The sequence below is a fragment of the Reichenbachiella agariperforans genome, from assembly GCF_900142205.1.
Taxonomy (GTDB): domain Bacteria; phylum Bacteroidota; class Bacteroidia; order Cytophagales; family Cyclobacteriaceae; genus Reichenbachiella; species Reichenbachiella agariperforans.
Genome location: NZ_FRAA01000003.1, coordinates 469,744 through 491,753 on the forward strand (window position 1 = coordinate 469,744; position 22,010 = coordinate 491,753).

The 22,010-nt window shown below is 43.9% G+C and carries 20 protein-coding genes and 1 riboswitch; of the genes, 8 read left to right on the plus strand and 12 right to left on the minus strand.

Annotated elements, in window-relative coordinates; all coding sequences use genetic code 11:
* Nucleotides 1–97: 97 nt before the first annotated feature.
* The 8 genes from BUB99_RS11125 to sufB form a co-directional block, all read right to left on the minus strand.
* Entirely contained in the window at nt 98–655 is a 558-nt protein-coding gene (locus BUB99_RS11125; protein WP_073122468.1) for a thioredoxin family protein, read from the minus strand.
* A gap of 101 nt (nt 656–756) precedes the next feature.
* A complete protein-coding gene (locus BUB99_RS11130; RefSeq protein ID WP_073122469.1) occupies nt 757–1,173 on the minus strand; it encodes a BrxA/BrxB family bacilliredoxin in 417 nt (138 codons plus the stop codon).
* Nucleotides 1,174–1,246: 73 nt separating this feature from the next.
* Entirely contained in the window at nt 1,247–1,552 is a 306-nt protein-coding gene (locus BUB99_RS11135; RefSeq protein ID WP_073122471.1) for an iron-sulfur cluster assembly protein, read from the minus strand.
* A gap of 1 nt (nt 1,553) precedes the next feature.
* Complete coding sequence (locus BUB99_RS11140; RefSeq protein WP_073122473.1) at nt 1,554–1,985, minus strand: SufE family protein; 432 nt, start codon at nt 1,983–1,985, stop codon at nt 1,554–1,556.
* Between the two features lies 1 nt (nt 1,986).
* Complete coding sequence (locus BUB99_RS11145; RefSeq protein WP_073122570.1) at nt 1,987–3,219, minus strand: cysteine desulfurase; 1,233 nt, start codon at nt 3,217–3,219, stop codon at nt 1,987–1,989.
* Between the two features lie 8 nt (nt 3,220–3,227).
* The gene (gene sufD, locus BUB99_RS11150; protein ID WP_073122475.1) at nt 3,228–4,523 is read right to left on the minus strand and encodes a Fe-S cluster assembly protein SufD; all 1,296 of its coding nucleotides are present in this window, start codon (nt 4,521–4,523) and stop codon (nt 3,228–3,230) included.
* Between the two features lie 7 nt (nt 4,524–4,530).
* Nucleotides 4,531–5,292 carry a Fe-S cluster assembly ATPase SufC gene (gene sufC / locus BUB99_RS11155; protein WP_073122476.1) on the minus strand — a complete coding sequence of 254 codons (762 nt, stop codon included), beginning with the start codon at nt 5,290–5,292 and terminating at the stop codon, nt 4,531–4,533.
* 258 nt (nt 5,293–5,550) lie between these two features.
* Nucleotides 5,551–6,996 (minus strand): Fe-S cluster assembly protein SufB, encoded by a 1,446-nt coding sequence (gene sufB, locus BUB99_RS11160; RefSeq protein WP_073122478.1) that lies wholly within the window; start codon nt 6,994–6,996, stop codon nt 5,551–5,553.
* A 162-nt stretch (nt 6,997–7,158) separates the two neighbouring features.
* On the opposite strand from sufB, the gene BUB99_RS11165 reads away from it, so the two are divergent.
* Nucleotides 7,159–7,974 (plus strand): VOC family protein, encoded by an 816-nt coding sequence (locus tag BUB99_RS11165; RefSeq protein WP_073122480.1) that lies wholly within the window; start codon nt 7,159–7,161, stop codon nt 7,972–7,974.
* Nucleotides 7,975–8,072: 98 nt separating this feature from the next.
* Nucleotides 8,073–8,177: riboswitch (SAM riboswitch) on the plus strand.
* 138 nt (nt 8,178–8,315) lie between these two features.
* Nucleotides 8,316–9,482, plus strand: coding sequence for a homoserine dehydrogenase (locus tag BUB99_RS11170; protein ID WP_073122482.1), 1,167 nt, complete (start codon nt 8,316–8,318; stop codon nt 9,480–9,482).
* A 218-nt stretch (nt 9,483–9,700) separates the two neighbouring features.
* Here the strand turns inward: BUB99_RS11170 and BUB99_RS11175 are convergent, their stop codons facing one another.
* A complete protein-coding gene (locus tag BUB99_RS11175) occupies nt 9,701–10,414 on the minus strand; it encodes an ABC transporter ATP-binding protein (protein ID WP_073122485.1) in 714 nt (237 codons plus the stop codon).
* 24 nt (nt 10,415–10,438) lie between these two features.
* Nucleotides 10,439–11,689, minus strand: coding sequence for an efflux RND transporter periplasmic adaptor subunit (locus BUB99_RS11180; RefSeq protein ID WP_073122572.1), 1,251 nt, complete (start codon nt 11,687–11,689; stop codon nt 10,439–10,441).
* A 738-nt stretch (nt 11,690–12,427) separates the two neighbouring features.
* Here BUB99_RS11180 and BUB99_RS11185 point away from each other — a divergent pair.
* From BUB99_RS11185 to BUB99_RS11205, 5 genes are read left to right on the plus strand one after another with little or no spacing between them, the layout of a single operon-like run.
* Nucleotides 12,428–14,434, plus strand: a complete 2,007-nt coding sequence (locus tag BUB99_RS11185) for a BatA domain-containing protein (protein ID WP_073122487.1) — start codon at nt 12,428–12,430, stop codon at nt 14,432–14,434.
* Complete coding sequence (locus BUB99_RS11190; protein ID WP_073122488.1) at nt 14,435–15,700, plus strand: dihydroorotase; 1,266 nt, start codon at nt 14,435–14,437, stop codon at nt 15,698–15,700.
* Nucleotides 15,697–16,224 carry a DUF4199 domain-containing protein gene (locus tag BUB99_RS11195; protein ID WP_073122490.1) on the plus strand — a complete coding sequence of 176 codons (528 nt, stop codon included), beginning with the start codon at nt 15,697–15,699 and terminating at the stop codon, nt 16,222–16,224. The genes BUB99_RS11190 and BUB99_RS11195 overlap by 4 nt, the downstream gene beginning before the upstream one ends.
* Before the next feature lie 30 nt (nt 16,225–16,254).
* Nucleotides 16,255–16,800, plus strand: coding sequence for a DUF4199 domain-containing protein (locus tag BUB99_RS11200; RefSeq protein WP_073122492.1), 546 nt, complete (start codon nt 16,255–16,257; stop codon nt 16,798–16,800).
* Nucleotides 16,801–17,772, plus strand: coding sequence for a glycosyltransferase family 2 protein (locus BUB99_RS11205; protein ID WP_073122494.1), 972 nt, complete (start codon nt 16,801–16,803; stop codon nt 17,770–17,772).
* A gap of 51 nt (nt 17,773–17,823) precedes the next feature.
* Here BUB99_RS11205 and BUB99_RS11210 read toward each other — a convergent pair whose 3' ends face one another.
* Both BUB99_RS11210 and BUB99_RS11215 read right to left on the minus strand, forming a co-directional pair.
* Nucleotides 17,824–18,591: a class I SAM-dependent methyltransferase gene (locus tag BUB99_RS11210; RefSeq protein WP_073122496.1), complete on the minus strand. Its 768-nt coding sequence runs from the start codon at nt 18,589–18,591 to the stop codon at nt 17,824–17,826.
* Nucleotides 18,592–18,642: 51 nt separating this feature from the next.
* The gene (locus tag BUB99_RS11215; protein ID WP_073122497.1) at nt 18,643–19,263 is read right to left on the minus strand and encodes a hypothetical protein; all 621 of its coding nucleotides are present in this window, start codon (nt 19,261–19,263) and stop codon (nt 18,643–18,645) included.
* 260 nt (nt 19,264–19,523) lie between these two features.
* On the opposite strand from BUB99_RS11215, the gene BUB99_RS11220 reads away from it, so the two are divergent.
* Nucleotides 19,524–21,941, plus strand: coding sequence for a sodium-translocating pyrophosphatase (locus BUB99_RS11220; RefSeq protein WP_084190513.1), 2,418 nt, complete (start codon nt 19,524–19,526; stop codon nt 21,939–21,941).
* The last annotated feature ends 69 nt before the right edge of the window (nt 21,942–22,010 follow it).

Here is a 22,010-nt window from a genome sequence, read left to right on the forward strand (position 1 = left end):
AAGTTGAAAGTTTATTTGATACCGAACAAATAAAAGGTTAAAACCAGATTACACAACCGGGTCTCTTTACCATCCTCACACGTTCAAATTACGTGTATTAAGCCTTCCATTTGATCCCACAGCCTATACTTGGATGTTGCTCTCTATCGATAGGGAGATTTTTGACCAAATCATCCAACGCCATCCGAAGCTCCTCGCCTGTTACGACTTGCCCATTGCCTGGTGTCGAAGCGTCCATTCTACCACGGTAGACACACTTGTCTTGTCCATCAAAGACGAAAAAATCAGGTGTACAAGCGGCTTGATATGCCTTCGCTATCTCCTGAGACTCATCATAGAGGTAGGGGAAATCAAAATTATATTTTCGGGCATGCTCCGTCATCTTGTCTGGCGCATCTTCTGGATAATTGACCACATCATTGGCGCTGATTGCCACGAAGGACAGTCCTTGCTCGCCATATTCCTTGGCCATGCGGACGATTTCTTCCTGCACATGTATCACATAGGGGCAGTGATTGCAGATGAACATCACCACAGTTCCTTTGTCAGACTTGATAGCATCAAAAGAAAGCTCCTTTCCAGATACGGTATCAGGCAAGTTAAACTTGGGAGCGACAGTGCCTAGCGGCATCATATTGGATTCGGTTCTGGCCATGGTTTTGGGGTTAATAATTAGAACTCAAAATGGAGTAAAACAAAAATAGACATCAGATACTCGATTCTCTAATGTCTATTTTCTAATATGTTAAAACTGGCTTAGCAGTACTCGTCAAATACGCTCACCAAGTGGTCAGCGATCATCTCAGCGCTACGTCCTTCGATGTGATGTCTCTCGACAAAGTGCACCAACTCACCGTCCTTGAACAGCGCGATCGATGGAGATGATGGAGGGTAAGGCAACGTAAACTCTCTCGCCTTCTGCACCGCATCAGCATCTACTCCTGCAAATACAGTTGTCAAATGTGAGGGTTTTTTAGCGCCATTGGCGACAGCCATTTTCACACCGGGTCTAGCAGCACCTGCTGCACAGCCACATACCGAGTTGACTACCAAAAGGGTCGTGCCACTATGGTCTGTCAAGTGCTCAGTCACAGCATCTGCTGTTTTCAATTCTTCAAATCCCGCAGAGGTCAAATCTGCTCTCATTGGGGCTACTAATTCTTCTGGATACATTTCTTTATTATTTAATTTCCCTATCAAACGATCACTGATTAAATCCTATCTGCAATCGCTTGACTAATTCTTATTACATAAACCCGAGTTCCAACTTGGCTGCCTCGGACATCATATCAGTCTCGTATGGAGGATCAAAAGTCACTTCCACATTGACCTCCCCTACCCCTTCGATTTCTTGAATCCTCTGCTTCATTTCGTCCGGAATCGCTTCCGCAGACGGGCAAGCTGGAGAAGTCAGCGTCATCAACACATAGACACTATTGACCGGATGGATACTGATCTCATAGATCAATCCCAACTCGTAGACATCCACAGGAATCTCTGGATCGTATACTTTTTTGATGGCCTCTACGACCTTTTCTTTCAAATCTTCCATCTTAAGCTCCTATTTTAGATTTCAATGCCAATGCATAAATCTGCATCTGCTTAATCATGGCACCAAAGCCATTTGACCTTTGTGTACCGATAAATCTGTTCATCCCGATTCGCTCTTGAAAAAACAGATCCGCACTCAATATATCGTCAGGCGTCTGCCCAGACAATATCTCCGTCAGCATACTCACCAGCCCTTTGGTGATGGCCGTATTGCTGTCCGCTTGATAGATTACTTTGTCCCCCTCTAGATGAGCATAGAGCCACACCTTTGACTGGCAGCCCTTGACGATATTTTCGTCCGTCCTGTGCTCCTCTGGAAACTCCGGCAACTTCGCTCCCAACTCCATGATATAACCAATGGTCATTTCCATGTCGCCATCCAACATCCCAAAATTCTCAATGATTGATTCTTGTACGGAATTGATTGTTGCCATATTATTTTTTGAACATTTTAATGGAAGACTTCAGCGCCTCCACAAAATATTTGATTTCTTCTTTGGTATTGTAAACAGAAAAAGACGCCCTGACAGTTCCCTCGATGTTGAATATCTCCATGAGCGGCTGTGCACAGTGGTGTCCCGTCCGAACAGCGATCCCTTTTGCATCCAGTATCTGACCGAGATCAAATGGATGCACTCCATCGATCAAAAACGACACCACACTTGCCTTTTGATCCGCCGTACCGATAGGCCGAAAACCTTCTACATCCGCCAGCAGCTCGTTGGCATACTCCAGCAACTCGTGCTCGTACGCCGCGATGTTCTCCAACCCGATCTCATTGACATAGTCCAGTGCTGCCTTGAAAGCAATCACCTCACCGATGTTGGGCGTCCCCGCCTCAAATTTGTACGGGATGTCGTTATAGGTTGTCCCTGAGAAACTCACATCTTTGATCATTTCCCCTCCCCCTTGGTAAGGCGGCATAGCCTCTAGCAGGGCGCGCTTACCGTACAAGGCACCTACACCTGTAGGGCCGTACACTTTGTGCGCTGAGAAGGCCAAAAAGTCACAACCCATCGCTTGCACATCTACTCTAGCATGAGGAGTCGCTTGCGCCGCATCGATCAGCACTTTGGCTCCCACTGCATGCGCCTTGTCGATGATCTCCTGCACGGGATTGATCGTACCGAGTGCATTGGAGATATAGTTGACTGAGACTAGTTTCGTCCTTTCGGACAAAAGCTTGTCATACTCTGCCAAGACCAATTCGCCTTTCTCATTGACGGGAATGACCTTGAGTACACATTTCTTCTCTTCACAGAGAATCTGCCACGGCACGATGTTGGAGTGATGCTCCAGCGCCGAGATGATGATTTCATCTCCCTCACCAATGAACTTTCGTCCAAAAGTCGCCGCGACCAAGTTGATTCCCTCCGTCGTGCCTTTGGTGAAGATAATCTCCTCTGCCTCCGCAGCATTCAGAAACTTACCCACCGTCTTTCGCGTGTTTTCAAAAGCCGTCGTAGACCGCTCCGCCAAGGTATGAATCCCTCGGTGGATGTTGGCATTGTCTGTATTGTAGTAGTGGGTCAACGCATCGATCACACACTGAGGCTTCTGCGAGGTAGCCGCATTGTCAAAATACACCAATGGTTTCCCGTTGACCTCCTGATGGAGGATCGGAAAATCCTTTCTTATTTTTTCAATATTCAATTGTGTCTCGACCATTGTATTGTTTAGTCCACTTGTAATCTTTCCATCACTTTGTCCGCGATCTCCATCTTCAACCATCCTAGGCCGATATGTTCGATCACTTCCCCGGCATTGGCCAGCAAAATCATTGATTTTGCCTTGTCTTTGTCTATGCCTCTGGCTCGTAGATAAAAAATCGCTTCCTCATCTAGCTGCCCTGTCGTACATCCGTGCGAACACTTCACATCGTCTGCCCAAATCTCCAACTGAGGTTTGGTATGGATGGTTGCGTTATCTGACAACAAAATATTGCCATTGGACTGGAATGCATTCGTTTTCTGTGCCGCTTGTCGCACAAATATCTTTCCGTTAAAGACTCCTTTCGCCTGATCCGCAATGATCCCTTTGTACAGCTCGTTGCTGTTACAGTTGGGCTGGATATGATCCACGAGCGTGTGGTTGTCGATGTGTGTCTTGCCTTTGGCTAGATACAGTCCGTACATATTGCTTTCGCATCCCTGACCATCGACACGGATGTTCAGGTTGTTTCGAACCACCTCTCCATCGAACGTGAACACAAACGAAGAAAAGACACTGTCTTTCTCTTGGTACACGTTGGTATTCCCTACGTATACCGCATTTTCTGACTCTTCCTGTACTTTATATAGCTTGATATTAGCATTTGCCTTGACCAAATAGTTTTTGGTCTCATTGACGAAAGTCTTGGCATTTCCTTCCGAGAAATGGAAGTGAACAAAGTCTGCTTGGCTACTTTCGTTGGCCAAATAAATATTTTTCACAAAGCCATAGTTGACCCCATTGTCTACCGAGATGTAGTAGCACAACACAGGCTGAGCCACTTTCTTATTCTTTGGCACCTCGATCACTACACCGCTATTGACATAAACGTTGTTTTGTGCCTGAAACGGATCACTATTCTCTGCGATCAATTCATGTGCATCTGCACGATCTGCTAGAGAATCAATTCTCAGCTCCTCTGCAGTAGAGACAATCTCCGACTGCTCGGCATTGTAAACGCCATTGATGAAAAACAGGATATTCGCACCTGCATGTCGCTTCTTGATATCAGCGATCTTGTCCATCGGCAAATCCCCCTGTGCAATAGGTGTTGCGAAATCAAACTTCCCAGAAATCGCCTTGGTCAGACGAGTAAACTTGTACTCCTCCGCCTTAGGACCAGGAAACCCATTTTCTTTCAGATATGCTAGGCCTTGCGTCCTGTTGTCTTTCAGGTGAGCGATCGCATTTCCGTTCAAATTAGAAACATACTGCTCCGCCTGATCGATCAGTTCTTGACCAAATATTTTCTTTGTACTCATGCGCTTCTTATGCTTCTGCTCCTTCTAAATCCTTGATAATCCAATCGTATCCTCTCTCCTCGAGCTCCAATGCCAAATCCTTGGTACCAGACTTCACGATACGACCTTTGTACAGTACGTGTACAAAATCAGGCACGATGTAATCAAGCAATCTTTGGTAATGCGTCACCACGATGGTCGCATTGTCTTTGTTTTTGAGTGCATTGACGCCATTTGCGACGATTCTCAATGCATCGATATCTAGTCCAGAATCCGTCTCGTCTAGGAGTGCCAACTTAGGCTCTAGCATCGCCATCTGGAAGATTTCGTTTCTTTTCTTTTCCCCTCCAGAGAAACCTTCGTTGAGCGAACGGCTCAATAGCGACTGATCGATCTCTACAAGCGCCATTTTCTCCTTCATACGCTTCAAGAATCCCACAGCATCCAAAGGCTCTTGTCCTTTGTGCTCTCTGATTTGATTCAGTGCAGTTTTCATGAAGTTGGTAGTGGTCACACCTGGTATTTCTACAGGATACTGAAACGCCAAGAAGATACCTTCTCTCGCACGCTCTTCGGCTGCCAAGTCTAACAAATCTTGACCGAGATACTCTACAGACCCGCCGGTCACTTCGTAATCCTCTCTACCCGCCAAGACATTGGCCAAAGTACTCTTGCCCGAACCATTCGGTCCCATGATCGCATGTACTTCACCAGGCTTCACTTCTAAGTTGATCCCTTTGAGGATTTCCTTCTCCTCTACTCTAGCTTGTAAATTTGTTATTTTTAACATAATCTATGTTCAAAATTTATTATTCAAAGTTCAAGATCAACTTGAGTGATACTTAGTTCCTTTGAATTCTGAATTCTTTAAATACTTAATAATGCAAGAAACTCCCTAACCTGTCGTCCTCAGTTGAAAGCAGCACTTCATAGGAATAGAGAATGAACCCACTTCCTGAAAACGACACTGAATAACTACCTGCGCTTAGCAAACCCTCAAAAGACTGAATTCCCACCCTTCTTCAAGCTTGAATATAGAACTACGAAATCAACCAACCGATCCTTCGAGCGTCAACGCAAGTAATTTCTGCGCTTCTACTGCGAACTCCATCGGGAGCTTGTTCAAGACTTCTTTGGCGTACCCATTGACGATGAGTGCTACTGCATTTTCTTCGTCAATCCCTCGCTGCGTACAGTAGAATATCTGGTCCTCTCCGATCTTCGAAGTAGTCGCCTCGTGCTCCACTTGTGCAGTTGAGTTCTCTATATCAATGTAGGGAAACGTATGCGCTCCACACTGATCACCGATCAATAGTGAGTCACACTGTGAGAAGTTACGTGATTTCTCAGCACGCTTCATCACTTGCACTTGCCCTCTGTATGAGTTTTGCGAATATCCCGCAGAGATTCCTTTAGATACGATTCTTGACTTGGTGTTTTTACCAATATGAATCATCTTAGTCCCCGTATCCGCTTGCTGATGATTATTAGTCACTGCTACCGAATAGAACTCACCGATCGAATAATCTCCTTTCAAAATACATGAAGGGTACTTCCAAGTCACAGCAGATCCCGTCTCGACTTGTGTCCATGAAATCTTCGCATGATCACCCGCACAGATACCGCGCTTGGTCACGAAGTTGTATATACCTCCCTTGCCGTTCTTGTCACCTGGATACCAGTTCTGAACAGTCGAATATTTAACCTCCGCATCTTTCTCAGCGATGATTTCTACCACTGCAGCGTGCAGTTGGTTTTCGTCACGCTGTGGAGCAGTACATCCTTCGAGGTAACTCACATATGATCCTTCGTCTGCTACGATGAGCGTTCTCTCAAACTGCCCCGTATTGGCTGCATTGATTCTAAAGTAAGTCGATAACTCCATCGGACATCTGACCCCTTTGGGGATATAACAGAACGAACCGTCTGAAAACACAGCCGAATTGAGGGCAGAGAAGTAGTTGTCCGAAACCGGCACTACAGACCCGAGATGCTTTCTCACCAACTCTGGATGCTCTTTGACCGCTTCGCTAAACGAGCAGAATATGATTCCGCGCTCACCAAGGGTCTCTTTGAAAGTCGTCGCAACAGACACCGAGTCAATTACCGCATCTACAGCCACTCCCGTCAATCGCTTTTGCTCGTTCAAAGAGATGCCTAGCTTCTCGAAAGTCTCGATCAACTCAGGGTCGACCTCATCGAGGCTACCGACAGCTTTCTTCTGCTTAGGTGCAGAATAGTATTTGATCGCTTGGTAGTCGATTTTAGGATACTTCACGTTGGACCAATCTGGCTCCTCCATGTTTTTCCATCGCTCATACGCACTCAATCGCCACTCTAGCATCCACTCTGGCTCTTCTTTTTTGGCTGAAATAAAACGAACTATCTCCTCACTCAATCCTGCGGGTGCTTCATCAGCATCCAAATCCACAGACCAACCGTGTTCGTATTCTTTTGAGGTAAATTCCTCTAATATTTGATCGTCATTGCTCATTCGCTACGAATTATTTAGACTCACTTTAAATAAATGCAAAATTACTACCTTTCTGACAGGATGTTAGTTCTGAGCGGATAATTTTTTTCTACTATCTCATAAAGGGAATTGATAAAGCGCTCGAACTACTTACATTTGATCTTCCAATTTGAGTGATACCCCATGATCAAAAATCAAAACTTCGCCCCTCTCCTATTGTTAATCGTTTATGTGGTGATGATGTTTCACCCTAAGCCAGTCTTTTCTCAAAAGAGCATTTCCGAACTACGCATGACTGGTGCTACATTGATCGTCAAAGATCTCAAGGTATCGGCAGGTTGGTACCGTAAGTTCCTGCAATTTAGTATCGAAGAGTACCGCCCCAACCAGCACGTCAAAATGCGCAATGACGAGTTCCATCTCACGCTAAGGCAAGGAAGTGGCACCTTGCTCAAAAGTCAAATTCGATTCAAAGAAGGAAAGAAATACATTAACGGTATTGATAAGATTGGCTTCAAAACAAACCGTTTTGACAGCCTTCACCTCTATTTGGCGCATTACGAACAAAAACTATTCAAAGACACCTATACCGACCCCAATTTATCCATTGAAAGTTTTATCGCTATAGATCCTGACGGAAACAAAATTCAATTTTTTAATCAACCCAACAACTCTCAGCTCTATGAAATCGACCCCTGCTACTTCACGATCCAATCCTCCGACTACATCAATACACTCAAGTGGTATACGACACAGATGGGTTTTGAGGAGATCGAGATCGTAGATGACACCAACCTCCACTTTCAAAACTACCTCACCAAAGACGGCATCATTCTCGAACTCATCCATCTACCCTACGAATCAGTAGAGACGACAGAGTTCATGCCTCTAGAACGGGACCTAGCCCAAATCGAACAAGTCTCCTTCAAAATAGGCACTGCCAAAACCAAGGCTTTCGTCATGGACAACAATGGCAATAAGGTAGTGTATATGAAATGAGGTAGTAAGTAGTGAGTATTTATTAAAAGAATAAATTAAATACTTGTTTCGTAGAAGTTCTCTTCTTTACATTTGCGACAGTTCTATTTTTATTGAATGACTTATCAAGAAAGGTGGAGGGATTTGGCCCTGCGAAACCTTAGCAACCCCCGCGAGACGGAAGGGTGCTAATTCCAGTTCCGAGCAATCGGAAAAGATAAGCGAGAGGCATGAGATACAATTTCAAAAAATATATCATCCCTTCTAGCTTGTCTGGAAGGGATTTTTTTATGCCCTTTTCCAGACAAAAGTCCTTGAAAGTCTTCAACAAAGATGATTGAAAAACGAAAATAATTAGACGTATGAAACTAGGAATATTCGGATTTGGCGTGGTTGGACAGGGGTTGTATCACGTGCTACAGCAATCCAACACCATACAAGCAGAGATTGCCAAATTTTGCATTAAGAACATCACTAAACCAAGAAGCCTCGATGCGACTTTGTTTACCGATGACAAAACCGAGCTCTTGGACAATCCAGAGATCGACGTGATCGTGGAGCTGATAGATGATGCAGAAGCAGCTTTTGAGATCGTCAAGACTGCCATGAACAGCGGCAAGCACGTCGTCTCAGCCAACAAAAAAATGATCGCAGAGCATCTCGAAGAACTTCTTGCACTACAAAAGCAAAACAAAGTATCCTTCCTCTACGAAGGCTCATGCTGCGCGAGTATTCCGATCATCCGCAACTTGGAAGAATACTACGATAACGACCTTCTGACTTCCATCGAGGGGATATTCAACGGCTCGACCAATTTCATCCTCACTAAAATGATCAATGAGAGTGCTCCTTACAAAGATGTACTCAAAGAAGCACAAGATCTGGGGTTCGCAGAATCTGACCCGACGCTAGATGTGGAAGGGATCGATGCTAGATACAAGCTTTGCATCCTACTCTATCACGCCTTTGGGTTGATCACAGACCCACATACGCTTTTCACGCTCGGGATCACCAAAATCAACACCTTCGATATCGAATTTGCACAGAAAAATAATTTTGAAATCAAGCTCATCGCAAAAGCAAAGAAAATTGGCAGTCAAATTGACGCAACCGTCCTACCGACTTTTGTAGACAAGTCTTCTATTTTGGCTCAGACCAAAAACGAATACAATGCAGTCATATTAGAAAGCGCATTCTCAGAAAGTCAATTCTTGTATGGAAAGGGAGCTGGCGACAAACCAACTGGATCAGCAGTACTATCAGATATATCGGCGCTAGGCTATGGCTACCGCTACGAATATAAAAAATCTGCTAAGTCAAAGGAAAAGATCGAACTCCATGAAGACTTCCAAATGAGGATTTACGTAAGGTTCGCTGATCAGCAACCAGACGAAGCAGATTTTACGGAAGTATTGGAAAAGTATTCTAGTCGCTATGGCAACTACTGGATCGGCTACATCTCACGTCAAAAAATGAAAGAAGCACAATGGCTAGAAATCCCAGAAATCAATGTGATCGCACTAGGATAAACACCGCATGCATTACCTAGAAGCATCCAGCGTAAGCACTTGTTCAGACTGATGAACGGGTGCTTGCTCATGGGCACATAGCCAATAGCCTACCATCATCATTATTATTATCAATATACCTTTCATCGTGTTATTATTTAGTTCCCAAGTGGATGCCCATCTATCACGGACACCCATTGAGGATTTTACTAATTATTGAGAAAACTTATTACTGTCGTTTACACCAAGGTTTTGTTCGAGGGATTGATATTTTCTGAGACAACTTGCCCATCGAATAGGTTGATTATACGATGGGCATACTCTGCGTCTATCGGGGAGTGCGTCACCATCACCACGGTCGTGCCTTTGTCATTGAGTTCGCTGAGGAGACTCATCACTTCTTGCCCATTCACCGAATCCAAATTACCTGTTGGCTCATCTGCCAAGATCATATTTGGCTTAGCTATAACCGCTCGAGAAATCGCCGCTCGCTGCTGCTGCCCGCCTGACAACTGCTGAGGAAAATGATTCCTGCGGTGCATGATTTTCATCTGCTCCATCACCTCTTCCACTCTTTTCCTCCTTTCGGAGGCAGAATACTTAAGATAGATCAACGGCAACTCGATATTTTCAAAAACCGTCAATTCATCGATGAGATTAAAATTCTGAAACACAAACCCAATATTCTCCTTTCTAAGATCGGCTCTTTTGCGTTCGCCGTATTGGGAAATCTCCTGGTTATCAAAGTAAAATTCACCCTGAGAAGGATTATCTAATAACCCGAGGATATTGAGCAGAGTAGATTTACCACACCCAGATGGCCCCATAATCGCAACGAACTCTCCGTTTTTGATATCCAAATTGACCCCACCTAATGCGGTAGTCTCTATTTCATCTGTATGATAGACCTTCTTCAGACCTACTGTTTTGATTAGTGAAGTCGTATTTTCCATTGTTCCTGTTTGTTTTACTCCCTTTTAGTTAAATATCAGTCTATCCTTATCTTCATACCCATTGTAAGAGGAGATCACTACTTGTTCTCCGGGATCCAGCCCCTCCAGCACTTCATAGTACCTCGGGTTTTGTTTTCCGAGTTTAATCTGTCGTCTCACCGCAGCTCCCCCTTCAGACGTCACAACAAAAACCCAGCTCCCTCCTGTTGTTTGATAAAAGCTACCTCTAGGTATTTGTAGCGCTTCGATATTCTCACTGAGTTGTAGATTGATCTGCAAAGTCTGTCCTCTACGCACACCTTTTTGTAGTTCCTGGGAAAATCTCATATCAACTGAGAAGAGTCCGTTACTCACTTCAGGGTATATTTTTGTAATCTCTAGGCTATGCCTACCATCTGTTAAATCTGTACTACCCTTCAACCCTTCATAGATTCTAGAAATATAATGCTCGTCTATAGCAGCTCGGATTTTAAACCCATTCATATCATCTATCTGACCAATATTTTGTCCCATCTGTATCGATTCTCCTACCTCCGCATTAACCGAAGATAATCTACCTGCGATAGGTGCTTTGACATATAGGTTCTCCAAATTGGCCTTGATCAATTCTAAATTACTGTGCGTTCGAATCAATGTCTCTTCTGTCTGCCGGATCTGTATTCTGGCATTTTTAGTATCAAATGCTTGAGATTCGATTTCAATCTCTCTCGTATCGACGAGTCTATCATACCCCCGCTTGATTCTTTGAAATTCTTGATCGGAAATTATCTTTTCTGTTTTAAGCTTTACCGCTCTATCATAAGTATCCTTTGCGTCCGCTATATCATAATCCAGATCGATCAATCTACGTTTGAGTTCGAACTGAGTCCGTTGGAGGTTCAGTTTGGTGTTCTCCAGATTGTTAACCAATATAAAAGCCTGCGTCTCTTCTCGAATAAAACTTTGCACTAGATTATTGTTAGCTAACTTCAGTATAGTGTCACCCTGCTCGACCAATACCCCCCCTTCTAAATAGCGACGCTCCACTATCCCGCCTTCTATTGCATCCAGTCTAATCGTTTTGATAGGTAGCACCGTCCCATCAACGGGTATAAATTCCCTAAACTGTCCCATAGCTACGGTAGCGATCTTAATCTTATCCCTATCAACTTTAAGCTTAACTCCTCCATCGGCGAACACTACTCTGTATATCACAAAGCTCAAGAGTACCACTCCTACGGCTATGGATAATAGCTTGCTTTTTGTCCACTTCTTTTTAGGTATTATTCTGTCCACTGAGTCAATGTCTATTTCGATATTGACCAAGGCATGCCAATAAAAGTGCCATATACACAAAACACTGATTAACTGTACTTTACAACAATAAAGAATCATTCAAGATTCAGAAAAATGTTCAGGTATGAGACACTAGTGTACGGTATCGTTCAGTCACGAAAAGCTAATTAAGTATGCGATATTAGTTTTAGAGGGGAGTAAAACTATTCAGTTGTTTAGCGTCTAAACCTACTGTGATTGAATTGACAGAAACATTCCACGAATACAAAACAGTTTTTGGGTCAGTCTGTAAAGTTGGAGGGATAAACTCGGTAGACAAGTTCGATATTTTTCATTCCAATCATTCAAATTAACCTCAAGGACTTAGTAAGAGATGGTTATTCACGAAAAAAAATAATGAATTTCGAACAATGAATCTTGAATCACGAAGTGATCTACTACCTCTCCCCCATAAATACGGATTGATCTCTGTTTTTGACCTCCCGCACCCGTTCAGGAAGGAGCAAAAAAATAGGGTTCAAGACTTAACTTGAACCCCAAGGTCAAAAACTCAAAATAAAAAGGACTAATCAAATCTTAATCCACAACAACAATTCGAATATAAGGATTTTAAAAACCAAATAAAAATAGGGTTATTGAGATCGCTGATTTTTTAGCAAAACGCGATAAAACGACTACTAACTAATTTTTAATTCATCGGAACTTTTCTACCCTACATTTTGGATTAGATTTGCTGCGATGAACTTTGCCAATCCAACATTCTTATGGGGGCTGATCGCCCTAAGTATCCCGATAATTGTTCATTTATTCAATTTTCGAAAGGCGAAGCTAATCCGATTCTCAAATGTTAAATTTTTGAATCAAGTCAAAAAGAAGTCCTCTTCCAAGCTACAACTCAAACAACTGCTCGTCCTATTCTGCAGACTGACCTTTATTACTTTTCTGGTTTTGGCCTTTGCCCAACCCTTCATCCCAGGGCAAGAAAATGGTCTCAACGAAAACACGGTTATCATCTACCTAGACAACTCAGGGAGCATGACTAACCTAAGCTCAGAGAACAACGAGAGCCTAGTGACAGCCAAATCCATGGCTCATCAGATCGTAGACCTCTACCCGAGCACCACGACCTTCAAACTGCTCGATAATAATTTTGCTCCATCTGCCAACCATTATAAATCAGCAGATAAAATCCGTGAATACCTAAATGTTCTGGACTACTCATCAGTCAGTAGATCAGGACAAGAGGTACTCGATCGTATCCAAACCCTCACGTCAAATGATGATCGTTCAGATGTATTCATACTGAGTGACATGCAGCGTAGCACACTTGGACAGATCTCTGCATACGCGGACTCCATCCACCATCACTACCTGATCCCCATCGCTACTGCCCAGCAAAACAACCTCTATGTCGATTCGGTCTACCTTGACCAGCCTTTCATTCTCGCACATAAAAAAAACACGCTAACCGCTAAAATCAAAAACTCCAGTACGCAAGCTGTAGAAGACCTGATCGTCAAACTACAGGTCAATGACAGACAATCTGCCAGTGTAGCCATCAGCCTAGAAGCCAACAGTACTAAAAAAATTGACTTTGAGCTGGGCAAGAACCTAAACAAGTACAACGCAGGACGAATCGAATTTCAAGACTTCCCTGTCACCTTCGACAATGAGTTCTATTTCTCATTCAACCTAGCTCCAACGATTCGTATCACCGAAATCACCGATACCCAGCGCACACCATACATGCAAAACGTATTTGGCAGCAATGAACTATTCGATTTCCATAGCTACACGACTGGAGACATCAACTATCAGGTCTTGGAACAATCCGATCTTCTCATCATTCACAGCCTCGGTCAGATCAACCCTAGCATTCAGTCTCAAATCAAACTTCGTCTAACATCTGGAAAATCCGTACTCCTGATCCCAAACACCAACACCAAACTAAGTGACCTAAAAACCTCTATATCCCTCCAATACAAGGCGACTGGGGATACCCAAAAAACAGATATACAAGCACCCGACCTGACCAACCCATTCTTTGATGGTATATTCGAATCACTCGACCGCAAGACGCAGCTACCCCAGGCTAATCCCATCATAAAACTATCCGGACTACATCACCCCCTACTCAGTCTCAAAACAGGTTCTCCTTTTCTCTCCAAGGTGTCACAACAAGGCAACCTCTATGTGCTATCGTCTCCACTGACAGATGAGTTCACCAATTTTCAGCGTCATGCCTTTTTCGTGCCAGTCATGCAGCGCATCGCAGAGCTCAGTGCTAGCAGTGCCAACCCGCTTTACTACAGCGCAGACAACAGCCACGTCACGCTCCTTCTCGATACGATCGACAACCAAAAGCTCTACAAACTCCGCCACAACATCAACACGAACCAAGAGCTGATCCCTTCACAGCGACTGATCCAAAACCAACTAGCCATGGATTTCCCGAAGTACCTTCTAACCACTGGCAACTATCAGCTCTTCTCCGACCAACAAATACTAGACTATGTCGCTTTCAACCCCAGCAAACTAGAATCCGAACTAGAAATCATGGAAAAAGAAGAATACCTTTCCCTCCTATCGGATGTCCAGTCGCTCACCCTATTTGATCAGGTCGACAGTAAGAACTTTAGCCATACGCTGAAAGAAAAATACCACAGCATAGAGTTATGGAAATATGCTTTACTTTTGTCCGTGCTATTTTTGATAGCCGAATCCATGCTACTAAGATTTTTGTAAATGAGCCTATTTATAAGGGAAGTTAAAGTCCTGGATCCTCAGTCCCCTCACCATCTCAAACGTGTCAATGTTTTGATAAAAGAGGGCGTGATCACATCTATTGACAACAAAGAACATCAGGCAGACACGACTATAGAAGCCAAAGGTCAGTTCCTGACACCAGGACTGTTCGATCTTAAAGCCAATTTTTGCGACCCTGGTTTCGAGCATCGAGAAGACATCTACAGTGGATGTCAACTCGCTGCGGCATCTGGCTACACAGGAGTAGCAACACTCCCGAATACCGCTCCAGTAGTACAGGCCAAAAGCCATATCGAATACCTCAAATCTAAAAGCAGAGACTGCCTGACAGATATATACCCAATGGCTGCTGTGACCATCGATGCACTGGGCGAAGACCTCACCGAGATGATAGACCTGCACGAAGCGGGAGCGATTGCCTTCACCGATGGCAACCAGCCCATGTGGCACACCGACATCATGCTCAAATCCCTGATCTATCTACAGAAATTTGACGGACTACTCATCAACCTCCCAGAGGACAAATTATTGACACGCTTTGGAACAATGAACGAAGGGATAGTCAGTACAGGACTGGGACTCAAAGGCATGCCAGCACTGGCAGAACACCTGATGATCAAGCGAGATCTGGACATTCTAGCCTATAGCGGCGGACGCCTACACTTCTCCAATATCTCATCGGCCGAGAGTGTAAAACTCATCAAAAAGGCCAAGAAAAATGGTCTCAAAATCACCTGTGACGTGAGCATTCATCATCTACTCCATACCGACCAAGCAATCGTCGGGTATGATGCCAATTATAAAATCAATCCTCCACTGAGAGAAAACAGAGACCGAAAAGCACTGCTCAAGGGACTAAAAGATGGTACTATTGATGCCATAGTCAGCGCACATAGTCCGCAAGACGAGGAAAGTAAAAAACTAGAATTTGACAGAGCAGAAGATGGCATCTTAGGACTACAGACCATGATCCCTTCTCTCCTATCTCTCGACGAAGAACTCGATCCTAGCGAGTGGATAGACAAAATCACAAGCCGCCCAAGAGCTATTCTAAAACTCGCTCCTGTCACCATAGCCGAATCAGAAAAAGCCAATGTGACACTCATCGATCCGAAGAAGAAATGGAAGTATGACCAAAAATCGAACCTCTCCAAATCCGTCAACAGTCCCTACTATGGCAAAGAACTAACCGGACAAGTGAGTGCAACACTCAACGGCGAAAAAATATACCAAACCCCATCATGAGAGACTTATTCAGAATATCACTCCGTTATGGACTGATCGGATCAGCATTGATTATCATCATGTTTATGGTGTTTTACTTCTCAGGAGAAAACCCGCTACAGGAGCTACAGATGTTTGACCTCTTTATCATCCCTATCTTCATTTTCTTTGGACTGAAAGAATACAGAGACAGATACAACGGTCACCTTCTCCAGTACTGGCAAGGCATGACTGCTGGTTCCATTGTCTATCTCACTATAGGGTTCGTAACCGCTCTATTCATGTACGTTTTCATCCAGTTTGATACGGACTTGATCTCCGAGCATGTAGCGATTATGCTTAAAGGCTTAGAAGACACACAGACAAAGATCGTAGAAGAAATGGGAGCCGACTCCTACATCGAGTCCTATGAAAAAGTAAAAGCCACCACAGCCTCTGATGTCATTTTGGATAGTTTGGTCAAAAAAATCATCATTGGTTTTTTGATAACCAGTGTGGCATCTGTAGTATTGAAAAGAAAACAACTACCCATTACCAAGAAGTAATTACTAATTGGACTAAAATCTACAAAAACATTGAATTACGATTTGAATAAAAAAGGGCTTCTACATGGAGCCATCATCGGCCTAGTTGGGATTGGCATCTCACTGGTCGCATACTTGATTAGCAGTGACGCCTATTTCTCGTGGCGTAGCATCACCCTCATGATCGTTTCCTTTGGTCTTCTCATCTATCTAGGACGGAAAGAAAGAAGTGAAAACCACGAAGGATACCTTACCTACGCTGAGGCATATTGGTATAGCGGGATTGCATTTTTCATCATGATCTATTTCAATGAGGCATTCTACATCTTTGTTTTCAATGTCCTCAATCCAGACCTACAGGATATTTTTATCCAAAAAAGCATAGAATCAACCGAACAAATGCTCCTTCTTTTTGAAAAAGACATGAGTAAAGTAGACGAAAGTATTAGTGAAATCGAACGTCAGGTACGCAACAGTTTCAAGCCCTTTTCGCTGATAGCGAATAGCTGGCAGATTCTCATGCAAGCCATGGTGGCCGCTTTGATTGCGGCTCTATTCCTCCGTAAATCTAAGCCACTGTTTGAAGCCGAAGATTAAATGAGTCCAAACCCAAATATATCCGTCATCGTCCCCCTTCTCAACGAAGAAGAATCTCTACCAGAACTATGCAGTTGGATCGCCCGTGTGATGGACGAGCATAGTTTTAGCTACGAAGTATTGTTAATAGATGATGGCAGTACGGATAACTCATGGGCGACTATCCTCGATCTGAAAGCACAAAACGCCAATCTCAAAGGCATACAGTTTAACAGAAACTACGGCAAGTCTGCTGCGCTAGATGTAGGATTCAAAGAAGTCTCAGGCGATGTAGTCATCACCATGGACGCAGATCTGCAAGACAGCCCTGACGAAATCCCTGAACTCTACCGCATGGTCATGGAAGAAGACTATGATTTGGTTTCTGGATGGAAAAGAAAACGCTTTGATCCGCTCATGAAAACCATTCCTTCTAAGCTCTTCAACAGAGTGGCAAGGGCTTTTTCAGGAGTCAAACTGCATGATTTCAACTGTGGGTTGAAAGCTTATAAAAACAAGGTGGTCAAATCCATTGATGTATATGGAGAGATGCACCGCTACATCCCCTTCATTGCCAAAGGCCAAGGGTTTAGTAAAATCGGCGAAAAAATCGTCCAACACCAAGCTAGAAAATATGGAACAACCAAATTCGGGCTAGAGCGATTTATCTTCGGGTTCTTAGATCTACTATCGATCTCATTTGTATCTAAATTTCGAAAAAGCCCGATGCACTTTTTTGGGTCGCTGGGCACACTATCTTTTCTTTTTGGTAGTATCATCACCGTCTGGGTGGTCGCTCGAAAACTATACGAAATCCATTTCAACCTTCCCGCCAGAGACATCGTCGCACAGCCTCTATTCTTTTTGGCACTTGTAGCCATCATCATAGGAGTACAACTATTCCTCACAGGCTTCATCGGTGAGATGATGATACAGGTCTCTCCCAAAAAAGACGATTACCTCATCAGTGAGAAATTGGGGTTAAAAGACTAGTTCGATCACGTTCTATCAAAGGAGCAGGTCTTGGTTCTTGACTCCAAATTCTTACTTCTTTTTACAAAGATAGATGATTTCATCCTTCGGCAAGGCATAGCGAGCAACGACCTCTTCACTCAAAATCATCACATAATCATCCTCTACCACTTCAAAACCTGCTGAACGCAGACGCTCAGGATAGTCTCTACCGTAGAGCCTGACATGGTCATCTTGTCCAAAAATGCGTTCACGTTCCTTTGGATCCGTGATGCTATCATCTTCGAATGTCGTGTCAGCCCAAGGCTCGAAAATTGGGATTTGGATGATTGCCCATCCGCCAGGTTTTAGCACCCGGTAGATTTCCTTCATGGATTGAATATCATCCGCTACATGCTCCATGACGTGATTACAAAACGCTACATCAAAATGATTATCTTCAAAAGGCATCTCATGAATATCCATTTTCACTTTGGCCAAAGGAGATTCCAAATCTGCAGTGATGTATCTATCCCCATGCATGACTTCCAATCGCTTGATAAAGCAAATCTCTGGTGCGATGTGTAATATATCCTTGCCTGGAGTGAAAAAGTCTGTTTTCTCTTTGAGGTAAAGCCACATCAATCGATGACGCTCTAGGGCTAAACAATTAGGACAAAGGGCATTGGCTCTAGCAACACGTCCATAAGGCACGAACTTAGCAAAATGATGGGTACACACTGGGCATTCCACTTGATCTCCACGATAAAATACCGCTACAATCTTGAGAGCAAAATGGCTAAAAAGCTGGAGATACTTACGCGGTACTTTTTTAAGAAATAAACTAATGAGCTGCTTCACTGAAATCCGATTTAGGCTGCAAATATAGGAATAGCCCTGCAGCGAAAAAGTTTAGTCGTGAATTTCTATCAGTTCTTCGAATTCCCTATTTAGCGTATCATAGTTAAAATTATATTGATCACCTGGCTTTTGCATATTCTCTAGAATAGTCTTGATGTCTTCGATTACCTTTCTCTCTTTTTCCTTATCTCTTTCACTAGTAGCGAACTCTAAGGAACTCACCATTTCCTTGAAAGTGGCATTCATAAAACGGATCGCCTTATACTTATCCCCTTTGTCCAAGTTCTGTTCAGAAATCGTCAAGTTAGCATAAGCGATCGAATTGAGCGCATTGAAAAAAGCATGATTCAGGTCATCCAGTAAGATGGTATCGTTACGAATCTCCGCCTCTACTAATGCTAAATCAGCAATCGCTTTCTCCACATAGGCACTCGCAGAACTGTCCGCTATCTTTTCAATCCTACGCATATCTATAATCGCTTCGTCCAACTCCATGATACTCTTATCAAACTGCTCATGCACTATGGCCTGTCTCGCATTAGATAGATGTTGTACAGGTTCCATAGCTTGTTCAATCGTCAAATCCACTTTATGATTTTTATCATAAATGTGAAGTCCAAACAATGTCGAACCGATAAAAATGAACGCAAAAAAGAAAGGTTTATTCAGCATGGCGGGGTGATTGTATTGTTTCGTTTATTCTTTCAATATCAGAGCCCTAAAGTACATAAAAAAATACTAGTAGAAGGACTATGAGTGGGATTTTAGCAATTCTTCACTCTTCTAAATAAGGACTGATTTAACCTGATTTTCAAGAGGATGTGGAATATTTTTATTTCTGGACTGATCGCATATATTTGTGATCACTATAAATGTAATGCAATGCGTTTATAGTGATCACAAACAAATTTTCAATTAATCTAGGAGAAGAGATGAGTAACTTAATTTACGTGCCAATTGGCTTGGCCGTTCTAGGGCTGGTATTCATGATGATCAAGAGATCATGGGTCAAGAAGCAAGATGCTGGGACTGACAAAATGAAGGAGATTTCCAAAAACATCAAAGAAGGAGCTTTGGCGTTTTTGTCCGCGGAATATAGGCTACTGGCCATATTCGTAGTAATTGCATCGGTGGCACTGTTCGGAATATCCATGATGGTAGAAACAACCAGCTGGATGATCGTCCCGGCCTTTGTGATTGGCGCCTTGTTTTCTGCTCTCGCAGGGAACATCGGTATGAGAATCGCTACAGAAGCGAATGCCCGTACCACCGAAGCGGCGCGTACCAGTCTACCCAAAGCACTAAAGGTATCCTTTGGTGGAGGAACTGTGATGGGACTTGGCGTAGCTGGCCTAGCAGTTTTAGGTCTCAGTTTATTCTTCCTGATATTCATCAAAATATTCCTAGGCAATGGCGGCACGTTCTACCACGAAATGACCATCGTACTAGAAGCACTCGCTGGATTCTCGCTGGGTGCTGAATCCATCGCACTATTCGCTCGTGTAGGGGGGGGCATCTACACCAAAGCTGCAGATGTAGGCGCTGACCTAGTAGGAAAAGTAGAGGCGGGGATCCCAGAAGATGACCCTCGCAACCCTGCTACGATTGCCGATAACGTAGGAGACAATGTAGGGGATGTTGCTGGTATGGGGGCTGATCTATTCGGGTCGTATGTAGCCACAGTACTCGCCTCTATGGTACTAGGTAACTACATCATCAAAGACATGGCTGATGCAGGTGTAGTACACGACACCTTCGACGGTATGGGAGCTATCCTCCTCCCTATCATGATAGCAGGTGTGGGGATAGTCTCTTCGATCATCGGTACATTTTTCATCAAGATAAAAGACAATTCTGCCAAAGAAAATGAAGTTCAAAAAGCACTAAATGTAGGTAACATCACCTCTCTGGCACTCACAGCAGTCGCAGGCTGGTTTCTAATCGACTGGATGCTACCTGAGGCCATTGTAGGGATGAAATTCTTCGGAGAAGGGGCTATTGATATTCCTAGCCAAAACGTCTTCTACGCTACTTTAGTAGGACTAGGAGTTGGCTACTTGATCTCCTCTTTTACAGAATACTACACCGCACTGGGCAAAAAGCCTGTGATGGATATCGTAACCAATTCCTCCACAGGTGCCGCGACCAACATCATCGCAGGTTTAGCAACAGGTATGATCTCTACTTTTTCGTCTGTGATCCTATTTGCCGTTGCGATCTGGGGTTCGTACGAGCTGGCGGGATTCTATGGTGTAGCGATCGCTGCATCATCGATGATGGCAACAACTGCGATGCAACTAGCCATCGATGCTTTCGGCCCTATCGCTGACAATGCAGGTGGAGTAGCTGAGATGAGTGAGCTTCCTAAAGAGGTAAGAGAAAGAACAGACATACTAGACTCGGTAGGCAATACAACAGCTGCTGTAGGTAAGGGGTTTGCTATCGCATCAGCAGCCCTAACTGCCTTGGCATTGTTTGCAGCCTATGTGACCTTCACTGGGATCGACGGAATCAACATCTTCAAAGCGGATGTACTTGCGGCACTATTCATCGGCGGAATGATCCCGGTCGTATTCTCCGCTCTCGCGATGAAATCTGTTGGAAAAGCTGCCATGGAAATGGTGATGGAAGTCCGTAGACAATTCAAAGAAATACCAGGCATCCTCGAAGGAACGGGCAGACCTGACTATGCGCGGTGTGTCGAGATTTCTACCAAAGCTGCCTTGAGAGAAATGATGCTACCTGGCGCCTTGACTATCATCACCCCGATCATTATCGGATTTATAATGGGGCCAGAGGCACTTGGCTCTTACATGGCCGGTGTGGCCGTATCTGGCGTGATGTGGGCGATCTTCCAAAACAACGCCGGTGGCGCATGGGACAATGCTAAAAAATCGTTCGAAGCAGGTGTCATGATCAATGGAGAAATGACCTACAAAGGTTCTGATGCACATAAAGCAGCCGTCACAGGTGATACCGTCGGTGATCCATTCAAAGACACCTCGGGTCCATCGATGAACATTCTAATCAAATTGACTTGTCTCGTAGGACTCGTGATCGCTCCTATTTTAGGAGAGACCAATGGTACCGCAGGTCATGCCCACGAAGATATACACCAGTCTGGCATGATGATGTGCAGTCACGATGGTCCATGTACTGCAAAATGTCATGCCATAAGTTCAGAAAGCAAAACTTGTAAAGCGGATTGTAAAAAAGCATGCTGCCAAAAAGAAGGCATGGCAACCGAAGGAAAAACCTGCAAGCCAGGATGCACCAAAGCCTGCTGCAAAGGAAAAGTAAGTGAAGAAGCTGTGAAGAAAGACACATTGGCAGCCACCACGAAAGAATAGACATCACTGTGAAAATTAATAAAATCAAAAGAGGGTTTCGGACACATTCGAAACCCTCTTTTGATTCAA